The 18,996-nt window shown below is 54.5% G+C and carries 16 protein-coding genes; 13 read left to right on the top strand and 3 right to left on the bottom strand.

Features of this window, described 5'->3' with window-relative positions; all coding sequences use genetic code 11:
• The first annotated feature begins 555 nt into the window (after positions 1-555).
• The 5 genes from FDX01_RS03645 (at position 556) to fadK (ending at position 5,621) form a co-directional block, all read left to right on the top strand.
• Positions 556-1,320: an electron transfer flavoprotein gene (locus FDX01_RS03645; RefSeq protein ID WP_117343012.1), complete on the top strand. Its 765-nt coding sequence runs from the start codon at positions 556-558 to the stop codon at positions 1,318-1,320.
• 21 nt (positions 1,321-1,341) lie between these two features.
• Positions 1,342-2,277 (top strand): electron transfer flavoprotein subunit alpha, encoded by a 936-nt coding sequence (locus tag FDX01_RS03640; protein ID WP_117343011.1) that lies wholly within the window; start codon positions 1,342-1,344, stop codon positions 2,275-2,277.
• A gap of 57 nt (positions 2,278-2,334) precedes the next feature.
• Positions 2,335-3,624: an FAD-dependent oxidoreductase gene (locus tag FDX01_RS03635; RefSeq protein ID WP_137399253.1), complete on the top strand. Its 1,290-nt coding sequence runs from the start codon at positions 2,335-2,337 to the stop codon at positions 3,622-3,624.
• The gene (locus tag FDX01_RS03630; protein WP_115258648.1) at positions 3,621-3,914 is read left to right on the top strand and encodes a ferredoxin family protein; all 294 of its coding nucleotides are present in this window, start codon (positions 3,621-3,623) and stop codon (positions 3,912-3,914) included. The genes FDX01_RS03635 and FDX01_RS03630 overlap by 4 nt, the downstream gene beginning before the upstream one ends.
• 81 nt (positions 3,915-3,995) lie before the next feature.
• Complete coding sequence (fadK, locus tag FDX01_RS03625; RefSeq protein ID WP_135912135.1) at positions 3,996-5,621, top strand: medium-chain fatty-acid--CoA ligase; 1,626 nt, start codon at positions 3,996-3,998, stop codon at positions 5,619-5,621.
• 93 nt (positions 5,622-5,714) lie between these two features.
• Here fadK and ppsA read toward each other — a convergent pair whose 3' ends face one another.
• Positions 5,715-8,093: a phosphoenolpyruvate synthase gene (gene ppsA, locus FDX01_RS03620; RefSeq protein ID WP_137399252.1), complete on the bottom strand. Its 2,379-nt coding sequence runs from the start codon at positions 8,091-8,093 to the stop codon at positions 5,715-5,717.
• A gap of 329 nt (positions 8,094-8,422) precedes the next feature.
• On the opposite strand from ppsA, the gene ppsR reads away from it, so the two are divergent.
• From ppsR to FDX01_RS03580, 8 genes are all read left to right on the top strand, one after another.
• Entirely contained in the window at positions 8,423-9,256 is an 834-nt protein-coding gene (ppsR, locus tag FDX01_RS03615) for a posphoenolpyruvate synthetase regulatory kinase/phosphorylase PpsR (RefSeq protein WP_096757238.1), read from the top strand.
• A 155-nt stretch (positions 9,257-9,411) separates the two neighbouring features.
• Positions 9,412-10,458, top strand: a complete 1,047-nt coding sequence (gene aroH / locus FDX01_RS03610; RefSeq protein ID WP_096757239.1) for a 3-deoxy-7-phosphoheptulonate synthase AroH — start codon at positions 9,412-9,414, stop codon at positions 10,456-10,458.
• Between the two features lie 178 nt (positions 10,459-10,636).
• Positions 10,637-10,825, top strand: a complete 189-nt coding sequence (hemP, locus tag FDX01_RS03605) for a hemin uptake protein HemP (protein WP_115258651.1) — start codon at positions 10,637-10,639, stop codon at positions 10,823-10,825.
• Positions 10,826-10,900: 75 nt separating this feature from the next.
• The gene (locus FDX01_RS03600; protein ID WP_137399251.1) at positions 10,901-12,883 is read left to right on the top strand and encodes a TonB-dependent hemoglobin/transferrin/lactoferrin family receptor; all 1,983 of its coding nucleotides are present in this window, start codon (positions 10,901-10,903) and stop codon (positions 12,881-12,883) included.
• A gap of 46 nt (positions 12,884-12,929) precedes the next feature.
• The gene (locus FDX01_RS03595) at positions 12,930-13,958 is read left to right on the top strand and encodes a ChuX/HutX family heme-like substrate-binding protein (RefSeq protein WP_137399250.1); all 1,029 of its coding nucleotides are present in this window, start codon (positions 12,930-12,932) and stop codon (positions 13,956-13,958) included.
• Positions 13,955-14,776 carry a hemin ABC transporter substrate-binding protein gene (locus FDX01_RS03590; protein WP_117343004.1) on the top strand — a complete coding sequence of 274 codons (822 nt, stop codon included), beginning with the start codon at positions 13,955-13,957 and terminating at the stop codon, positions 14,774-14,776. Before FDX01_RS03595 ends, FDX01_RS03590 begins: the two co-directional genes overlap by 4 nt.
• A complete protein-coding gene (locus tag FDX01_RS03585) occupies positions 14,776-15,768 on the top strand; it encodes an iron ABC transporter permease (RefSeq protein WP_137399249.1) in 993 nt (330 codons plus the stop codon). The genes FDX01_RS03590 and FDX01_RS03585 overlap by 1 nt, the downstream gene beginning before the upstream one ends.
• Positions 15,761-16,540, top strand: coding sequence for a heme ABC transporter ATP-binding protein (locus FDX01_RS03580; RefSeq protein ID WP_115258656.1), 780 nt, complete (start codon positions 15,761-15,763; stop codon positions 16,538-16,540). Before FDX01_RS03585 ends, FDX01_RS03580 begins: the two co-directional genes overlap by 8 nt.
• Here the strand turns inward: FDX01_RS03580 and selO are convergent.
• A complete protein-coding gene (gene selO / locus FDX01_RS03575; RefSeq protein ID WP_137399248.1) occupies positions 16,537-17,979 on the bottom strand; it encodes a protein adenylyltransferase SelO in 1,443 nt (480 codons plus the stop codon). The two genes, FDX01_RS03580 and selO, sit on opposite strands and share 4 nt — an antisense overlap.
• Positions 17,980-18,040: 61 nt before the next feature.
• The gene (locus tag FDX01_RS03570) at positions 18,041-18,754 is read right to left on the bottom strand and encodes an EAL domain-containing protein (protein ID WP_137399247.1); all 714 of its coding nucleotides are present in this window, start codon (positions 18,752-18,754) and stop codon (positions 18,041-18,043) included.
• Positions 18,755-18,996: the final 242 nt, after the last annotated feature.

The following is an 18,996-nucleotide window of genomic DNA, read 5'->3' as shown; positions in this document are numbered from 1 at the left end:
TAAAACACTATCAATAAGTTGGAGTCATTACCAACATCGTTGATACATGACAACCTCCACCTTAAGACCGGATAATTTTGGATGAATAATAGCGATGAAATAAAGAGACTGAGCATGTTATACAACGTTATTTCACCCTGAAGAAACAAAATTATTGGGGCCTCCTGCAAGATGGTACGCATAGTCAACAGGCATTATCCGCACAGCTTATTAACGTTTTAAAATTAATAAAAAGCATAAATGTTATTATTTAGCCGTCAATTATTCACATAACAGAAACATAAATAATCATATGTTGATTAAAAACATGATGCATTTCGCAATTTTCACATCCTGCGCGTTTTTTCTGTTTATTGCCGCCCCCCATGACGTTTAATCAGCGCTTATCAGTAAAGCGTCCGGTCGACACTTTTTTTTGCAAGATTGTTGGAAACGAAAACAGATTGTCCCGTCGAAAATGCCCCTCACCTGCCGCACACTAATTTCAGTCAACTTTCCCTACTGCCGATAATGACGCTCCCCGTCATCATCTGAACATGATTCACCGGAGATGCCATGAAAATAGTCACCTGCTTTAAGTTGGTCCCTGAAGAACAGGACATTGTCGTTACCCCTGAGCGTTCGCTTAATTTCGACAGAGCCGAAGCCAAAATCAGCCAATTTGACTTAAACGCCATCGAAGCCGCAGCGCAACTGGCTGCAGAAAGTGACGAGATCGTCGCCTTAACGGTTGGCGGCTCGCTGTTGCAAAACTCCAAAGTGCGTAAAGACGTCTTGTCCCGCGGGCCGGACAGCCTGTTTATGGTCCAGGATGCGCAACTGGAACATGCACTGCCCAGAGATACCGCCCAGGCGCTGGCCTGCGCCGCAACAAAAATCGAATGTGACCTGATGTTATTCGGCGAAGGGTCGGGCGATATCTATGCACAGCAGGTGGGCTTGCTGGTAGGCGAACTCCTGCAGTTGCCCGTCGTCAACGCGGTGAGCAAGATTGAACGTCACGGTGAGCGGATTCTGGTCGAGCGCACGCTTGAGAACGAGATCGAAGTGCTTGAACTCCCGCTCCCCGCCGTGCTTTGCGTCACGTCAGATATCAACACGCCGCGCATTCCGTCAATGAAAGCCATTCTTGGCGCCGGGAAAAAAGCCGTCACCCCCTGGCAGGCCAGCGATATTGGCTGGACGCCTGTGCCGCCGTTAGCGGAACTGGTGGCAATAACGGTTCCGCCACAAACCGAGCGTAAACGCATCATTCTGGAAAATGATTCAGCGGACGCCATTGCTGAACTGGCCGACCACCTGAAAAAAGCCCTGAATTAAGCCCAACGGAGAGAAAACATTATGAGTAAATTAGCCAACGTCTGGGTATTTAGCGATAACGCTGAACGCTACGCAGAATTAATGACCGGCGCGCGTCAATGGGGTGAACAGGTCCATATCATTGTGCAAGGTAGCGAGCAGGCAAATCAGGTTCTGCCGCTGGGGGCCGATAGCATTATCGTGCTTGAGCAATCTTCCGGCTTACAGCGCATTGAAAACTATGCCGAAACCTTCACTTCGCTGCTGCAAGATCACAACGGTTTACTGCTGATGCCCGCCACCAAGCGCGCGAAATCCCTTGGCGCGCGTCTGAGCATTCAACTCAATGCGGCGATGGTGAATGACGCCACCTCGGTAAGTCTTGATGCTGGCGCACTGTTCGTTGAACACCGCATGTATGGCGGTCTGGCATTCGGTAAAGAAAAACTCAATAGCGCGCTGGCCATAATCACGCTTGCATCCGGCGTACTGGAGTCGAGCGAGGCCAACCCGGCACACACCTGCCCTGTTACCGCTGCGCCGTACATCCCCCCTCGCCATGAAATTATGTGTCAGGAGCGTCGCGCCAAACCCCTGAGCAGCGTGGATCTCAGCAAAGCCAAACGCGTGGTGGGCGTCGGCCGCGGTCTGGTGGCACAAGCCGATCTGGAGATGGTACATAAACTGGCGGCCGTGCTGGGCGCAGAGGTCGGTTGTTCCCGTCCGATTGCTGAAGGCGAAAACTGGATGGAGCGCGAACGCTACATTGGCGTTTCCGGCGTGTTGCTGAAATCTGACCTGTACCTGACGCTGGGCATCTCCGGACAAATCCAGCATATGGTCGGCGGTAATGGTGCAAAAGTCATCGTCGCCATCAACAAAGATAAAAAAGCGCCGATCTTTAATTATGCCGATTACGGCCTGGTGGGCGATATCTACAAAGTTGTGCCGGCCCTGATCGAACAGTTAAGCCGCTAACCCCCCTCATTTAATCCACATCTCCCGCTGCGCTCGCGGCGGGAAGGGAGCATAAGCATGTCAGATGAAAAATTTGATGCCATTGTGGTTGGTGCTGGCGTGGCGGGAGCGGTCGCTGGCTACGTAATGGCAAAAGCCGGACTGGACGTACTGGTCATCGAGCGCGGAAACAGTGCGGGCAGTAAGAACATGACCGGCGGGCGTCTCTATGCACACAGCCTTGAAAGCATCATGCCAGGATTTGCCGAGGAAGCGCCTGTCGAACGCAAAGTGACGCGCGAAAAAATCTCTTTTCTAACCGAAGAAAGCGCCGTCACGCTCGATTTTCATGGTGAAAAAAACACGGCCGCAACGCAGGATTCGTACACGGTTTTACGCAGCCGTTTTGACCCGTGGCTAATGGATAAAGCCGAACAGGCCGGCGCGCAGTTTATTCCAGGCGTACGCGTCGATGCATTACTCCGCGAAGGTAATAAGGTTACGGGCGTTCAGGCCGGTGACGATGTTCTGGAGGCTAACATCGTCATCCTCGCTGACGGCGTCAACTCCCTACTCGGTCGCTCGCTCGGCATGGTCCCGCCCGCTTCAGCACACCACTATGCCGTCGGCGTTAAAGAGTTGATTGGCTTGCCCCCCGCGGTCATTGCAGACCGTTTCAATCTTTCGGGCAACGACGGCGCGGCCTGGCTGTTTGCCGGTTCCCCGTCAAACGGCTTGATGGGCGGTGGTTTTCTGTACACCAATCAGGATTCAATTTCTCTGGGCCTGGTTTGTGGGCTGGGCGATATCGCCCACGCAACGAAGAGCGTTCCACAAATGCTGGAAGACTTTAAGCAGCATCCAACCATTCGTCCGCTGATTGCCGGGGGTGAACTGCTGGAATATTCGGCGCATATGGTGCCAGAAGGCGGCCTGGCTATGGTGCCTAAACTGGTCGATGACGGTGTGATGATCGTCGGCGATGCCGCCGGCTTCTGCCTGAATCTGGGGTATACGATCCGCGGCATGGATTTGGCCATTGCCTCCGCAGAGGCGGCGGCGAAAACGGCTATCGCAGCGAAAGAACGCCAGGATTTCTCCGCCAACAGCTTGATGGAATACAAGCGCTCCCTCGAGCAGGGTTGCGTCATGCATGAGTTACAGCATTTTCGCAAGATCCCGGCACTGATGGAAAACCCACGTCTGTTCACCCAGTACCCGCGCATGGTGGTGGATATTATGAGCGAAATATTCACCGTTGACGGACGTCCGACGCCCCCAATGCGCAAAAGGATCATGCCCCATGTAAAACGCATTGGGTTAATGAACTTACTGAAAGACGGCATTAAGGGAGCGACCGCGTTATGAACCAGAACAACACCGTGAACGTTGACGTCAAGCTGGGCGTCAATAAATTCAACGTTGATGAAGGACATCCACACATTATTCTGGCCACCCACCCGGATCTGAACGAGTTTCGCAAACTGCTCTATGCCTGCCCCGCCGGACTGTACAAGCAGGACGAGGCCGGAAATATCCATTTTGATTCCGCCGGATGTCTGGAGTGCGGAACCTGTCGGGTGCTGTGCGGCGAAACAATACTTGAACAATGGACGTACCCGCTCGGCACTTTTGGCATCGATTTTCGTTATGGATAACGGATATTGCCAGTTGCAGGCCGGATAAGGCCCAGTCGCCGTCCGGCAAGACGTATGCCGCAATCATCCAGGGACAAAGCAATGAGTGTCAGATTAACGTTTAACGCCGAGCGTCGTCATGCCTGGCGACAGCAAGGACTGTGGGGTGATGCCTCACTGGGCGATTACTGGAGCCAGACCGCCCGGGCCGTACCGGATAAAATTGCCGTGGTCGATAATCACGGCGATGCATACACTTACGCCGCACTCGACCGCGCCGCCAGCAGCCTGGCCACCTGGTTTTTAGCCAGCGGCATTCAACCTGGCGATCGGGTGGCCTTCCAGTTGCCGGGCTGGTGTGAATTTACCGTGATTTATCTGGCTTGCCTGAAAACTGGTGCCGTTTCCGTACCGCTACTGCCTGCCTGGCGCGAAGCAGAGCTGGTATGGGTGCTAAACAAATGCAAGGCGAAGCTCTTCTTTGCGCCAACCCTGTTTAAACAGACTCGCCCGGTGGATCTGATCCTGCCCTTACAGAATCAGTTGCCGCACCTGCAACAAATTATTGCCGTGGATAAACTGGCCCCGGCAACTGCTTCGCTGGCGCTAAGCCAGCTTCTGACCTCCCCCCCGTTAACCCACACCGTTAGCGTACACGCCGACGCGTTAGCCGCCGTGCTGTTCACTTCCGGCACAGAGGGTATGCCAAAAGGAGTAATGCTGACCCATAACAATATTCTCGCCAGCGAACGCGCCTACTGCGCCCGCCTTAACCTCAACTGGCAGGATGTTTTTTTAATGCCTGCACCGCTGGGGCACGCCACCGGTTTTCTGCACGGTGTCACGGCCCCCTTTTTAATCGGCGCACGCAGCGTGCTACTGGATATTTTTACCCCAACAGCCTGTCTTGAACTGCTGGAGCAACAGCGCTGTACCTGCGTCCTCGGCGCCACGCCCTTCGTCTATGACATGCTGTGCTGCGTGGAAAAACGGCCTTACGACCTCTCATCGTTACGCTTTTTCTTATGCGGGGGCACCACCATTCCGCAGAAAATTGCCCGCGAGTGTCAGCAGCGCAGCATTAAGTTGTTAAGTGTTTACGGCTCGACCGAAAGCTCACCGCATGCGGTGGTGAATCTCGATGATTCGCTTTCCCACATGATGAATACCGACGGCTACGCCGCTGCGGGCGTTGAAATTAAAGTGGTTGACGAGGCACGTAATACGCTGCCGCCAGGCGTGGAGGGCGAAGAAGCCTCGCGCGGGCCGAACGTGTTTATGGGCTACCTTGATGAACCCGAAATGACTGCCAGAGCACTGGATCAAGACGGCTGGTACTACAGCGGTGACTTATGCCGCATGGACGAGGCGGGCTACATTAAGATTACCGGACGTAAGAAAGATATTATTGTGCGCGGTGGCGAAAATATCAGCAGCCGTGAGGTTGAGGACATTTTATTGCAGCATCCGCGTATTCACGATGCCTGCGTGGTGGCAATGCCGGACGAGCGTTTAGGGGAAAGGTCGTGCGCTTACGTGGTGCTTAAACCGCCACATCACTCGCTGTCGCTGGAATCGGTGGTGGCCTTCTTTAGCCGCAAGCGGGTAGCAAAATACAAATATCCAGAACATCTGGTGATTGTCGATAAATTACCGCGCACCGCCGCCGGTAAAATTCAGAAGTATCAACTTCGTCAGGATATTATTCAGCGCCTGAGCAAGGTATGAATGCCGGATGGCGACGCTCTCGCGCCTTATCCGGCCTACGAATAATGCTGACCGTAGGCCGATAAGGCATTTACGCCGCCATCCGGCAGGGTATTACTTGTTCAGTTCCGCCAGGCTCAGCCAGGTCTGTACGACGGTGTCCGGGTTCAGCGACAGACTGTCGATCCCCTCTTCCATCAGCCAGGCCGCGAAGTCTTCGTGGTCAGAGGGGCCCTGACCGCAAATACCCACGTATTTACCCTGTTTCTTGGCCGCGCGAATCGCCATCGACAGCAGCGCTTTCACCGCGTCGTTACGCTCATCAAACAGTTCAGACACCACGCCGGAATCACGGTCCAGCCCCAGCGCCAGCTGCGTCATGTCGTTCGAGCCGATAGAGAAACCGTCGAAGTACTCAAGGAACTGCTCAGCCAACAAGGCGTTGGATGGGATCTCACACATCATGATAATCTTCAGCCCGTTTTCACCGCGCTTCAGACCCTGACGAGCCAGCTCTTCCACCACTGCCTTGGCCTGCGCCACGGTACGCACAAACGGCACCATCACTTCAACGTTAGTCAGTCCCATCTCGTTGCGTACACGTTTCACCGCGTCACATTCGAGTGCGAAGCAGTCACGGAAGCTGTCTGCCACGTAACGGCCTGCCCCGCGGAAGCCCAGCATCGGGTTCTCTTCATGCGGCTCGTAACGCTCGCCGCCGACCAGGTTGGCATACTCGTTGGACTTAAAGTCTGACATCCGCACAATGACGCGTTTTGGATAGAACGCCGCACCCAGCGTCGCGATCCCTTCGGTCAGACGACCGACGTAGAATTCACGCGGCGAATCAAAACCTTTCATCATCCCGCGGATTTCGTTTTGCAGTTCCGGCGTCTGGTCATCAAATTCCAGCAGCGCGCGAGGATGCACGCCAATCATGCGGTTGATGATAAATTCCAGACGCGCCAGCCCGACACCTTCGTTTGGCAGGCAAGCGAAGTCGAATGCACGGTCCGGGTTACCGACGTTCATCATCACCTTCAACGGCAGGTCCGGCATCGTTTCGACGCTGGAACTCTTAACGCTAAAGTCGAGCATATCGGCATACACGTAGCCGGTGTCACCTTCGGCACAGGAGACGGTCACATTCTCGCCTTCGGTGATGCGATCGGTTGCATCACCACAGCCTACTACCGCCGGGATCCCCAGTTCACGGGCGATGATTGCCGCGTGACAGGTACGACCACCACGGTTGGTGACAATCGCCGCCGCTTTTTTCATGATCGGTTCCCAGTCCGGGTCGGTCATGTCAGTAACCAGCACGTCACCAGGTTCAATGCGGTTCATTTCGCTGATGTCATGAATGACTTTTACCGGACCCGCACCGATGCGGTGGCCGATAGCACGGCCTTCAGCAATGATTTTGCCCTGCGCATGCAGCGTATAACGCTCCATCACCTGGCCGCGAGAACGAACGGTTTCCGGACGCGCCTGCACAATAAACAGCTTGCCGGTGTGACCGTCTTTCGCCCATTCGATGTCCATCGGACGACCGTAGTGCTTCTCGATTTGCACCGCCTGCTTCGCCAGTTCCTGCACTTCCTCGTTCGTCAGTGAGAAAATATCGCGCTGTTCCTGCGGCACATCTTCGATCGTCACCTGTTTGCCGTGTTCCTGGGTCGGCGAGTAGATCATGCGGATTTTTTTCGAACCCATGGTGCGACGTACGATAGCCGGACGGTTAGCCGCCAGGGTCGGTTTGTGCACATAGAATTCATCCGGGTTAACGGCACCCTGCACCACCATTTCGCCCAAGCCCCATGCGGAGGTGATAAACACCACCTGATCGAAGCCAGATTCTGTGTCGATAGAGAACATGACGCCCGAAGAGGCCAGGTCGGATCGCACCATCCGCTGAACGCCAGCAGAAAGCGCTACGCCACGGTGGTCATAACCCTGGTGCACACGGTAAGAAATTGCACGGTCGTTAAACAGCGAAGCAAAGACGTGCTTGATGGCCACCAGCACGGCATCAAAGCCCTGGACGTTGAGGAACGTTTCCTGCTGACCGGCAAATGAAGCATCAGGCATATCTTCTGCGGTGGCGGAGGAGCGCACGGCAAAAGAGGCATGGGCATCGTCCGCGGAAAGCTGCGCGTAGGCATCACGGACGGCATTTTCCAGCTCAGGCTGGAAAGGAGTGTCGATAATCCACTGGCGGATCTGCGCCCCGGCTTTGGCAAGCTCGGTGACATCGTCGATATCCGTTTTATCCAGCAGTTCATAAATGCGCTGGTTTACACCGCTTTGCTCCAGAAACAGGTTAAACGCATCGGCGGTCGTTGCAAAACCATTCGGTACGGAAACACCCATACCTGAAAGGTTAGTAATCATTTCACCCAGGGAGGCATTTTTGCCTCCAACTCTGTCTACATCATTCATGCCGAGTTGGTTATACCAAAGCACCAGCGGTGACGAGCCATTGTTGGACATCGAACAATCCTTATATATGAACGAGGTTAGGAAACTCAATTTTGCGTAATTATCTTTGCATATTTACCGCGGCGAAAAAAACGGTGAATCGTTCAAGCAACTTTATTTTTTATTTTTTCAGATTGTTTCCGCATTTGCGCAAACCCGCGAGCGGCACGGGATCACCACAAAAACAGTCGGTCTAAACATTCGTTCCGAAAAATGAAATGTACTTTTCAGTAAATATAAAAATACCGTTTCATTTTATAAAATGGCGACAACAATATTCGCTTCTGACGCATTTTAATTTATGCTTTCAGAGAATTATATCTGCCCCCAGGATGAGCAAAATGGATAATGCTGTTGATCGTCACGTATTTTATATTTCTGATGGCACGGCCATCACCGCAGAGGTATTGGGCCACGCAGTGATGTCGCAATTTCCGGTTACGATCAGCAGTATTACGCTGCCGTTTGTTGAAAATGAGAGCCGCGCCCGCGCGGTGAAAGACCAGATTGACGCCATTTACCAGCAAACGGGCGTACGCCCGTTAGTGTTCTACTCCATTGTATTGCCGGAGATTCGCGCAATCATTTTGCAAAGCGAGGGCTTCTGTCAGGATATCGTCCAGGCGCTGGTCGCACCGCTGCAACATGAGATGAAACTCGACCCGACTCCAATCGCTCATCGCACGCACGGACTGAATCCCGGCAACCTCAATAAGTACGACGCGCGCATTGCCGCCATTGATTACGCCCTCGCCCACGATGACGGTATTTCGTTGCGCAACCTCGATCAGGCGCAGGTTATTTTGCTCGGCGTCTCCCGCTGCGGTAAAACGCCAACCAGCCTGTATCTGGCGATGCAGTTTGGCATTCGGGCGGCGAACTACCCCTTTATTGCCGATGATATGGATAACCTGGTACTGCCCGCGTCGCTAAAACCGCTGCAACATAAACTTTTTGGTCTGACCATTGATCCGGAACGTCTGACGGCGATCCGCGAGGAGCGTAGAGAAAACAGTCGTTATGCCTCGCTGCGTCAGTGCCGCATGGAAGTAGCCGAAGTTGAAGCGTTATACCGTAAAAACAAGATCCCATGGCTCAACAGTACCAACTATTCGGTAGAAGAAATTGCCACCAAGATCCTCGATATTATGGGACTAAATCGTCGTATGTACTAGAATGCTAGTGCAATGGTTCATTTTTTGTTAGCATAAACTTTGGCTTGCGAGGTGTGACACGCCTCGCACTTGAAATCAGCAGGGATTGGTTTATCGTGATGCGCATCACTTCCCGGTAGTCCTGCCGTTGAAGCAACAAATTTCTGAGACACGTAATGAACCGAACTGATGAACTCCGTACTGCGCGTATTGACAATCTGGTCACTCCCGCTGAGCTGGCGCAACGGCATCCTGTGTCGTCCTCTGTCGCTCATCACGTGACGGATTCCCGACGCCGGATAGAAAAAATACTGAATGGCGAAGATCCTCGTTTGCTGGTGATCGTGGGTCCCTGCTCGATTCACGACCTCGATGCGGCCCTGGAATACGCCACGCGCTTGCAGACGCTGCGCACCCAACACCAGGCACGCCTGGAAATCGTGATGCGGACCTATTTTGAAAAACCGCGCACCGTCGTGGGCTGGAAAGGCTTAATTTCCGACCCGGACCTGAACGGCAGCTACCGCGTCAACCACGGCATTGAGCTGGCGCGTAAACTCCTGCTACAGGTCAACGAGCTGGGGGTCCCTACGGCCACCGAATTCCTCGATATGGTCACCGGCCAGTTTATTGCCGATCTGATCAGCTGGGGCGCTATCGGCGCACGTACTACCGAAAGCCAGATCCACCGTGAAATGGCCTCTGCGCTGTCCTGCCCGGTTGGGTTTAAAAACGGGACGGATGGTAATACGCGTATCGCCGTCGATGCGATTCGCGCTTCCCGCGCCAGCCATATGTTCCTCTCACCGGATAAAACCGGTCAGATGACCATCTATCAGACCAGCGGCAACCCGTACGGGCATATCATCATGCGCGGTGGTAAAAAGCCGAATTACTTTGCAGAAGATATTGCCGCCGCCTGCGATACGCTGCATGAATTTTCGCTGCCGGAGCATCTGGTCGTCGATTTCAGCCACGGCAATTGCCAGAAGCAGCATCGCCGCCAGCTGGAAGTGTGTGATGACGTCTGTCAGCAAATTCGCAATGGCTCAACGGCCATTGCCGGGATTATGGCAGAAAGTTTCCTGCGCGAAGGGACACAAAAAATCGTCAGCGGTCAGCCGCTGGTCTACGGTCAGTCCATAACCGACCCCTGCCTGAATTGGGAAGATACCGAACTGCTGGTCGAAAAACTCGCGGCTGCGGTGGATAGCCGCTTCTAACTTTTTCGCCGGGTAGCATATGTTACCCGGTGACAATCCCTTGTTTTCCTCCTGTTTTTTCCTCTTTTTTGCTCAAAAATCGCTCTCGTCACAATTTTTTCACAAAAAGGCTTGCCGCAAATTTTTACTTTGATGATAATGATTATCATTGTTACATTGATTGTTATTTTTAAACACTATGTCACGTATGGATAACACAACGGCAACGCCTGCAAAAAAGAAGACACCACCCCCTACCCCCGTCGCTGAGCGTCGAATTGACAGCAAAAGCCTGCTGGGCAATGAGGGACGTGTGATCATTGAGCATGACGGGCAGCATTACCTGCTGCGCCAGACCCATGCCGGAAAACTAATTTTAACGAAATAACCCCACACATTTCGCCAGCCACCCAGGTTATCCCCAGGCAGCCAGCGCTTTTCGAGTTTCTAATGGAGAGTTGCTATGCCTTACCTGCACACCGCGAGGATGCGCCCATCGCTGCTGGCGCTGGCGATCGTCTGCAGTCTTCCTGGCGCCGCCTACGCGGCGGTTGAAGACATGACCGTTACCGCGACCGGCAATGCTCGCAGCGCCTTTGAAGCACCGATGATGGTCAGCGTCATCGACGCGACGGCCCCGGAAAACCAAACCGCCAGCTCCGCCGCAGACCTGCTGCGCAGGGTCCCCGGCCTGACTCTTGACGGCACCGGTCGCACCAACGGTCAGGACGTCAATCTGCGCGGCTACGACCGACGCGGCGTGCTGGTACTGGTTGACGGCGTCCGTCAAGGCACTGACACCGGACACCTCAACAGCACCTTCCTCGATCCTGCCCTCATCAAGCGGATTGAAGTGGTGCGCGGCCCGTCCGCGCTGCTGTACGGCAGCGGCGCGCTGGGCGGCGTCATTGCCTATGAGACGGCGAATGCCAGCGATCTACTGGGCGCGGGAAAAAACAGCGGGTATCGCGTGTTCGGTACCGCTGCCACGGGGGATCACAGCCTCGGGATGGGTGCCAGCACGTATGGCCGCACCGATACGCTGGACGGACTGCTGTCCTGGTCCAGCCGTGACCGGGGTGACCTCCGTCAGAGTAACGGCACCACAGCGCCGAACGACGAAGCGATTAATAATATGCTGGCGAAAGGCAGCTGGAAAATTGACAACGCCCAGACGTTGGCCGGCTCACTGCGCTATTACAACAACGATGCACGGGAACCTAAAAACCCGCAGGCCAGTGACGTTGACAGCAGCAATCCAATGACCGACCGTTCGACGATCCAGCGCGATGCCCAACTGACCTACTCGGTAGCCCCGGCGGATAATAACTGGCTGAATGCCGATGCGCGCATTTACTGGTCTGAAGCGCGCATTAACGCACAAAACCCGGATGCCACCGGCGAGTTTCGTAAGCAAACCACCACAGGTGGGAAGATTGACAACCGTACGCGCCTGTTTAGCGACACCTTTGCCGCGCATCTGCTGACATATGGCGGCGAGTACTATCGTCAGGAGCAAAAACCAGCGGGAGCCACTACCGGTTTCCCACAGGCGAAAATTGATTTCAGCTCCGGCTGGCTACAGGACGAAATCACCCTGCGTGACCTGCCGGTGACCTTGCTGGGCGGCACGCGTTATGACTCTTATCGCGGTAGCAGCGACGGTTACGCGGACGTCGATGCCGATAAATGGTCGTCCCGCGCAGGAATGACCGTAACCCCAACCGACTGGCTGATGCTGTTTGGATCTTACGCCCAGGCCTTCCGTGCGCCAACCATGGGCGAAATGTACAACGATGCAAAACACTTCTCCATCGGTCGCTTCTACACCAACTACTGGGTACCTAATCCGAATCTGCGCCCGGAAACCAACGAAACGCAGGAGTATGGTTTTGGTCTGCGCTTTGACGATTTGCTGCTGGCGAACGATGCCCTTGAATTTAAAGCCAGCTATTTTGACACGAAAGCGAAAGACTATATCTCCACCCGCGTCGATTTCGCCGCCGCAACGACGATGTCCTACAACGTTGCTAACGCCAAAATCTGGGGCTGGGACGTGATGACAACTTATTCCACCGATCTGTTCAGCCTGGATCTGGCCTATAACCGCACGCGCGGCAAAGACACCGACACCGGTGAATATATTTCCAGCATTAACCCGGACAACGTCACCAGCAAGCTAAACGTGCCTGTCGCGCACAGCGGTTTCTCAGTTGGCTGGCTCGGTACCTTTGCCGACCGTTCAACCCATATCAGCAACAGCTACACTAAACAGCCCGGCTATGCGGTCAACGACTTCTATGTCAGCTACCAGGGGCAGCAGGCGCTGAAAGGCATGACCACCACGCTGGTGCTGGGTAACGCCTTTGACAAAGCGTACTGGTCGCCGCAGGGCATTCCACAAGATGGACGCAACGGCAAAATTTTCGTGAGTTATCAGTGGTAATCACTTTGCCCCGGACACCGGGGCAGCAATCGGAAAGGAAGAGGCAATGAATTACTACACCCGCTGGCTGGAACTGAAAAAAGAACATCCTGGCAAATACGCCCGTGACATCGCAGGTCTGCTGCATATCAGCGAAGCTGAACTGACCTTTGCGCGCGTTGGTCATGACGCCTGGCGCCTGCGCGGTGAGGTGCGCGAGATCCTCAGTGCACTGGAGGCCGTGGGCGAAACCAAATGCATTTGTCGCAATGAATACGCGGTGCATGAAGTTATTGGTGCGTTTACGAATCAACACCTGAACGGCCATGCTGGGCTCATTCTGAATCCGCGCGCCCTCGATCTGCGCCTGTTCTTGAATCAATGGGCCAGCGCATTTCACATCAGCGAGAACACCGCTCACGGCGAGCGCCAGAGCATCCAGTTTTTCGATAGTCAGGGCGACGCGTTGCTAAAGGTCTACACCACGCAGCATACCGATATTGCTGCCTGGGGCTCGCTGCTGACCCGTTTCATCTTTGCGGAAAACCCACCGCTGATGCTGCAAACACTCGAAACCGCCGTTTCTGGCGTTAACGCAGACGCTACGGCGGTAGATGCAGAGTGGCGCACCATGACCGATGTGCACCAGTTTTTTGGCATGCTGAAACGCCACAACCTAACCCGTCAGCAGGCCTTTCGCCTGGTGGGTGACGATCTGGCCTGCAAAGTGGCGAACAGTGCGGTGGCCCAATTGCTGGAAACTGCACGTCAGGATGGCAACGAAATTATGGTATTTGTCGGCAACCGCGGCTGCGTGCAGATTTTTACCGGCGTGGTAGAAAAATTGGTGCCAATGAAAGGCTGGCTGAATATTTTCAACCCGACCTTTACGCTGCATCTGCTGGAAGAGACCGTCACCGAGACGTGGGTCACGCGTAAGCCGACCGCTGACGGTCACGTCACCAGCCTGGAACTGTTTGCCGCAGACGGTACGCAAATCGCCCAGCTGTATGGGCAGCGTACGGAGGGCGAGCCAGAACAGAAGCAATGGCGTACGCAAATCGACGCGTTAGCACCGAAAGGGCTGGCCGCATGAAGATACTGTGGGTCCTGATGGCGTTTCTGCCGCTGACGGCTCAGGCCGCGCCCGAAGAGAAAGTGGTCGCCCTCGGCGGTGACGTGACAGAGATTGTCTTTGCGCTGGGCGCGCAGTCATCCCTTGTGGCGCGGGATAGCACCAGCCAGTGGCCGGCGGCGGCAACGGCATTGCCGGACGTGGGCTATTTACGTCAGCTCAATGCCGAAGGGATCCTGGCCACCCGCCCTACGCTGGTTTTGGCCAGCGCGCAGGCGCAGCCCTCATTGGCGCTTGAACAGCTCAAGCAAAGTCAGGTCAACGTTGTTACGGTGCCGGCAGGTAATGCGCTTAGCGTGATTGATGAGAAAGTCCGGGTGATTGCACAGGCAACCCATCGTCAGGCTCAAGGCGAGGCGCTACGCCAAACCCTACGCCAGGCACTGGCTGAACTGCCCTCCTCGGAACTCAACAAACGCGTGCTGTTCATTCTCAATCACGGCGGAATGACCGCCATGGCGGCCGGCCAGCAAACCGGAGCCGATGCAGCCATTCGTGCCGCAGGTTTGCGCAACGCTATGCAAGGGTTTACCCGTTACCAACCCTTGTCTCAAGAAGGAGTGATTGCCAGTCAGCCCGATCTGGTGGTGATTTCCCAAGACGGCGTCAACGCGATGGGGGGTGAAGATAATCTGTGGACGCTGCCGGGACTGGCGCAAACGCCCGCTGGTCGTAATAAGCAGGTGTTGCAGATTGACGATATGGCATTGCTGGGTTTTAGCGTGCGTACGCCGCAGGCCATCCAGCAACTGCGTGCCAAAGCGGAGCAATTGCCCTGATGCCCTGGCGTATCACCTGCTCTTTGTGGATGCTGGCCGCTACGCTGGTCGTGATGACGATTGTGGCCACCGGTTTTGGCGCATTGCGTCTGCCGGTAAGCCTTTTCTGGCGCGAGGGAGATGGCGCGCTGCGTCAAATCTGGCTCACTATTCGACTACCGCGCGTGCTGCTGGCACTGGTGATTGGCGGTTCACTGGCGCTGGCGGGCTGTGTGATGCAGGGGTTGTTTCGCAATCCACTTGCCGATCCGGGCCTGTTGGGGATCAGTAGCGGAGCCGCCTGCGCCGTCGCATTGTGGGTAGTATTACCGGTCACCTTACCGGCGCTGCTGATGCTGTATGCCCCGATGCTGGCGGCATTTCTCGGCGCACTCGCCACCACCGGAGTGATTTTTATCCTCAGTCAACAGCGCGACGGTTCGCTTTCACGCCTGTTGCTGGTGGGTATTGCCATCAATGCATTGTGCGGAGCTGCGGTCGGCGTGTTGTCGTGGGTCAGCAATGATGCGCAACTGCGCCAGTTGTCGCTGTGGGGGATGGGCAGTCTGGGGACCGCGCAGTGGTCAACACTACTGGCGGTCACTTCGCTGATGCTGCCCACGGTGCTTTTCATCTGGCGTTTAGCCCCGACGCTGAATCTGCTGCAGCTCGGAGAGGAAGACGCGCACTATCTTGGCGTGGATGTCCGTCGGGTGCAGTGCATTTTGCTGCTATGCAGCGCACTGTTAGTAGCCGCAGCCGTCGCGGTCTGCGGCGTAATTGGTTTTATCGGTTTGGTTATCCCTCATTTGATGCGCATGTGGCTTGGTAGCGATCATCGGGCGGTGATCCCAGGCTCTGTATTGGCGGGGGCATGTTTACTGTTGATCGCCGACACCCTCGCGCGAACAGCGGTTTCGCCCGCTGAGATGCCGGTGGGTCTGTTGACCAGTATTCTCGGTGCGCCGTGGTTTTTGTGGCTTATTTTTCGTCAGCGAGGTCCGCATGGCTGAACATTTTATCGCCGAAAATCTGTACTATCATGTGGCGGATCGTTCGGTGATTCGCGACGTGTCACTGACGCTGACAAAGGGTGAACTGGTGGCGTTGATCGGCCCAAATGGTGCGGGGAAGTCCACGCTGCTGCGCCTGCTGACCGGCTTTCTGACGCCGACAGCCGGGCGCTGCTTACTGAACGGAAAACCGCTGAATGACTGGCGTATACAGAGTCTGTCTCGCCATCGAGCAGTCATGCGGCAACAAACACAGATAGGCTTTGACTGGCAGGTCGAAGCCGTGATCGCCATGGGGCGAGCGCCCTGGACCCAACGACCCGAACCGGCGCTTATTGCTCAGGTGATGGCGATGACCGGATGTACACCGCTAGCTGGCAGGCACTACGCCGCGCTTTCCGGCGGCGAGCAGCAACGAGTACAGCTTGCCCGTGCGCTGGCGCAGTTGTGGTGCGATGGCGCGCCGCGCGGCTGGCTATTCCTTGATGAACCTACTTCAGCGTTAGATCTCTACCACCAGCAGCAGCTGTTACGTTTGTTAACGTCGCTAACGGCTGCGGGGGAGTTACACGTATGCGTAGTCCTTCACGATCTCAATCTTGCCGCGCTGTGGGCCGACAAAATTATCTTGCTCCATGACGGACATATTGTCTCTCAGGGGACGCCGGAAGCCGTATTACAGGCCAATGAGCTGATGCGCTGGTACGGCGCCCAGCTTCACATTGGCCTGCACCCGGCTAACGCCTCGCCGCAGGTTTTTCTCGCCCGTTAGCTTGAACAACTGACTTCCAGCCGCTTACCCCAGTCTGGCGGACGGCTGACATAGTCATCATCCCTGTCGGCATACGGCGTGCGCAACGCAATGTGTAAGCGATGCAGTTCAGCGTAATCCCCCTGCTCTGCCTGGCTAATTGCCCGCTGCGCCAGCCAGTTGCGTAACACCATTGCCGGGTTGGCAGCTTTCATTTGCGCCTGTCTTACTTCGTCCGCCACGTTATCCTGTTGCAAACGTGAACGATAGCGCGCAAACCAGTCATCAAATACTGCGCGGTCGATAAACTCATCGCGCAACGGCGAAGACGCACTATGTTGCTCCGTCTGACTCAGCATACGAAACGTTCGCGTAAAATCGCTTCTTTCCCGTGCCATCAGGCTAAACAGTTCGCTGAGCAATTCGTTATCGTTTTTTTGCTCGCTAAAGAAGCCCAACTTTTGTCGCATCCGCTGCCCATAACGGGTCAGCAGCGCCAGTTGATAGTTATCCAGCGCGTCATTGAGTGCGTCGGCCGCAATAAACGGCGACAGGGTTTGCGCCAGCCGCTGCAAATTCCACAGCGCGGCAGCCGGTTGATTATCGAAACTGTATCGCCCCTGGTGATCCGAATGATTACAGATAAAATCAGGCACATAGTCATCCAGAAAACCGAAGGGACCGTAGTCCATCGTCAGCCCCAGAATCGACATGTTGTCGGTGTTCATCACCCCGTGCGCAAACCCTACCGTCTGCCAGTCGGCAATTAAGGTCGCGGTGCGCGTGACCACGTCCTGAAACCACCGTTGATATTTATCCGCCTCGTCCTGCCAGTGCGGCCAATAATAGCGAATCGCAAAATCGGCCAGTTGACGTACTTTTTCCGGTTCACGACGATAGTAGAAGTGTTCAAAGTGACCAAAGCGCATATGACTTTGCGCTACGCGAATCAGCATCGCCCCGGCTTCTACCGTTTCGCGGTAGACCGGCGTGTCGCTGGTGACCACCGACAGCGCTCGCGTCGTGGGGATCCCGAGATAATGCATGGCTTCGCTGGCCAGACTTTCGCGGATCGTCGAACGCAGTACCGCACGCCCGTCTCCCATGCGCGAATATGGCGTAAGTCCCGCGCCTTTCAGATGCCAGTCAAGCGTCGAGCCATCGGCGAGCAGCTGTTCGCCCAGCAGGATCCCGCGTCCGTCACCCAACTGCCCTGCCCAAACACCAAACTGATGTCCGCTATAGACCTGCGCCAACGGCGACATGCCGGGAAGCAGCGTTTCACCGCCGCAAACGCCTGCGTTATTTTCACTATTAAACAACGTAGCCGGGATCCCTGATTGCTCAGCAAGCATATCGTTATGCCAAATTACGCGCGCATTTTTCAGGGGAGTAGGCGAAAGTGCTGTATAGGTTGCTGGCAATTCATCACGCCAGCGGGTGGTAAAAGACAGGGTCATAGGGCCTCCTGCCTCTAGTGTAGACTGTTAACGAACGGTTAAACACCGGCAATTGCAAGGGTTATCCTTGCATCAATGAGGTTATCTGCGCGGGTAAGACAGCTGGCCATAGCGCACCCTGCATGGCGTTGAATCCCAGGGGCAATACCCGTTCGAGCATCTCCTGCGTATCAATGCCGCTGATGACTATTGATTCGCAGTCTGGGGATATTTGTGCCTGAATGGCGCGCATAAAAGGCTCAAACGAATTTTGCGTAATACGTTGTTGAATAAAGTGTTTATCCAGTACGACACGTTTGAACAGGCCATCAAAAATTGCACGCGTGGATATGCCTGGCGCACCGAAGTTGGTCAAGACTAATGGAAATCGCGCCGCTAATGCCGCCAGTATTGGATTTTCTTTACCCTTGTTTAACTCGGGAAAACTTTCATTAATGGTTAATTCAATAAATGAAAATCGTTCAATACGCGAAGCATATTCTGCATCTAATAATAAAGTATTAGCGACTGCTGGAGTTAAATTAAGCCACGCAGAAATGTTGCGTTGAATAAAAAAATGTTGGCATGTTTCGATTAATTCGAGTTTTTCGCTAAATAAACGACGCTGCTCATCGTCCGACATCCGAGGTATGACCAACCCTGATGGCATATGCACTACGCCGTCAGGACTAACAAAATGGGTGATGATGTCTACGTATTTAAGATCGCCTCCTGCACTTCTCGCAGGAAGAAAAGAGAACTCAGAATGATAAAGATTATCCAGTGAAACTATCATTGTGCCAGCCCCGCTGCATGGGTGTAATCCGGCATCCTGTAGCAAAGGATGGAAAAATACGTCACATCAGATGCAAATTGAGGCTCTTTCATTTTTCCCTTTTTAGCCAGTAAATCGAATCCTTTTTTTTAGCTTATCCTGATTATAAGCTAATATCCAGCTTTGTACTTTTTAATAACTCGGCATAAATCATATTTTTAGCAAAATACGGTAATGCTGCCAACTTACTGATTTAGTGTATG

The sequence above is a fragment of the Citrobacter sp. wls613 genome, from assembly GCF_005281195.1.
Lineage (GTDB): Bacteria > Pseudomonadota > Gammaproteobacteria > Enterobacterales > Enterobacteriaceae > Citrobacter > Citrobacter gillenii.
This window is presented reverse-complemented; position numbering and strand designations above follow the sequence as displayed.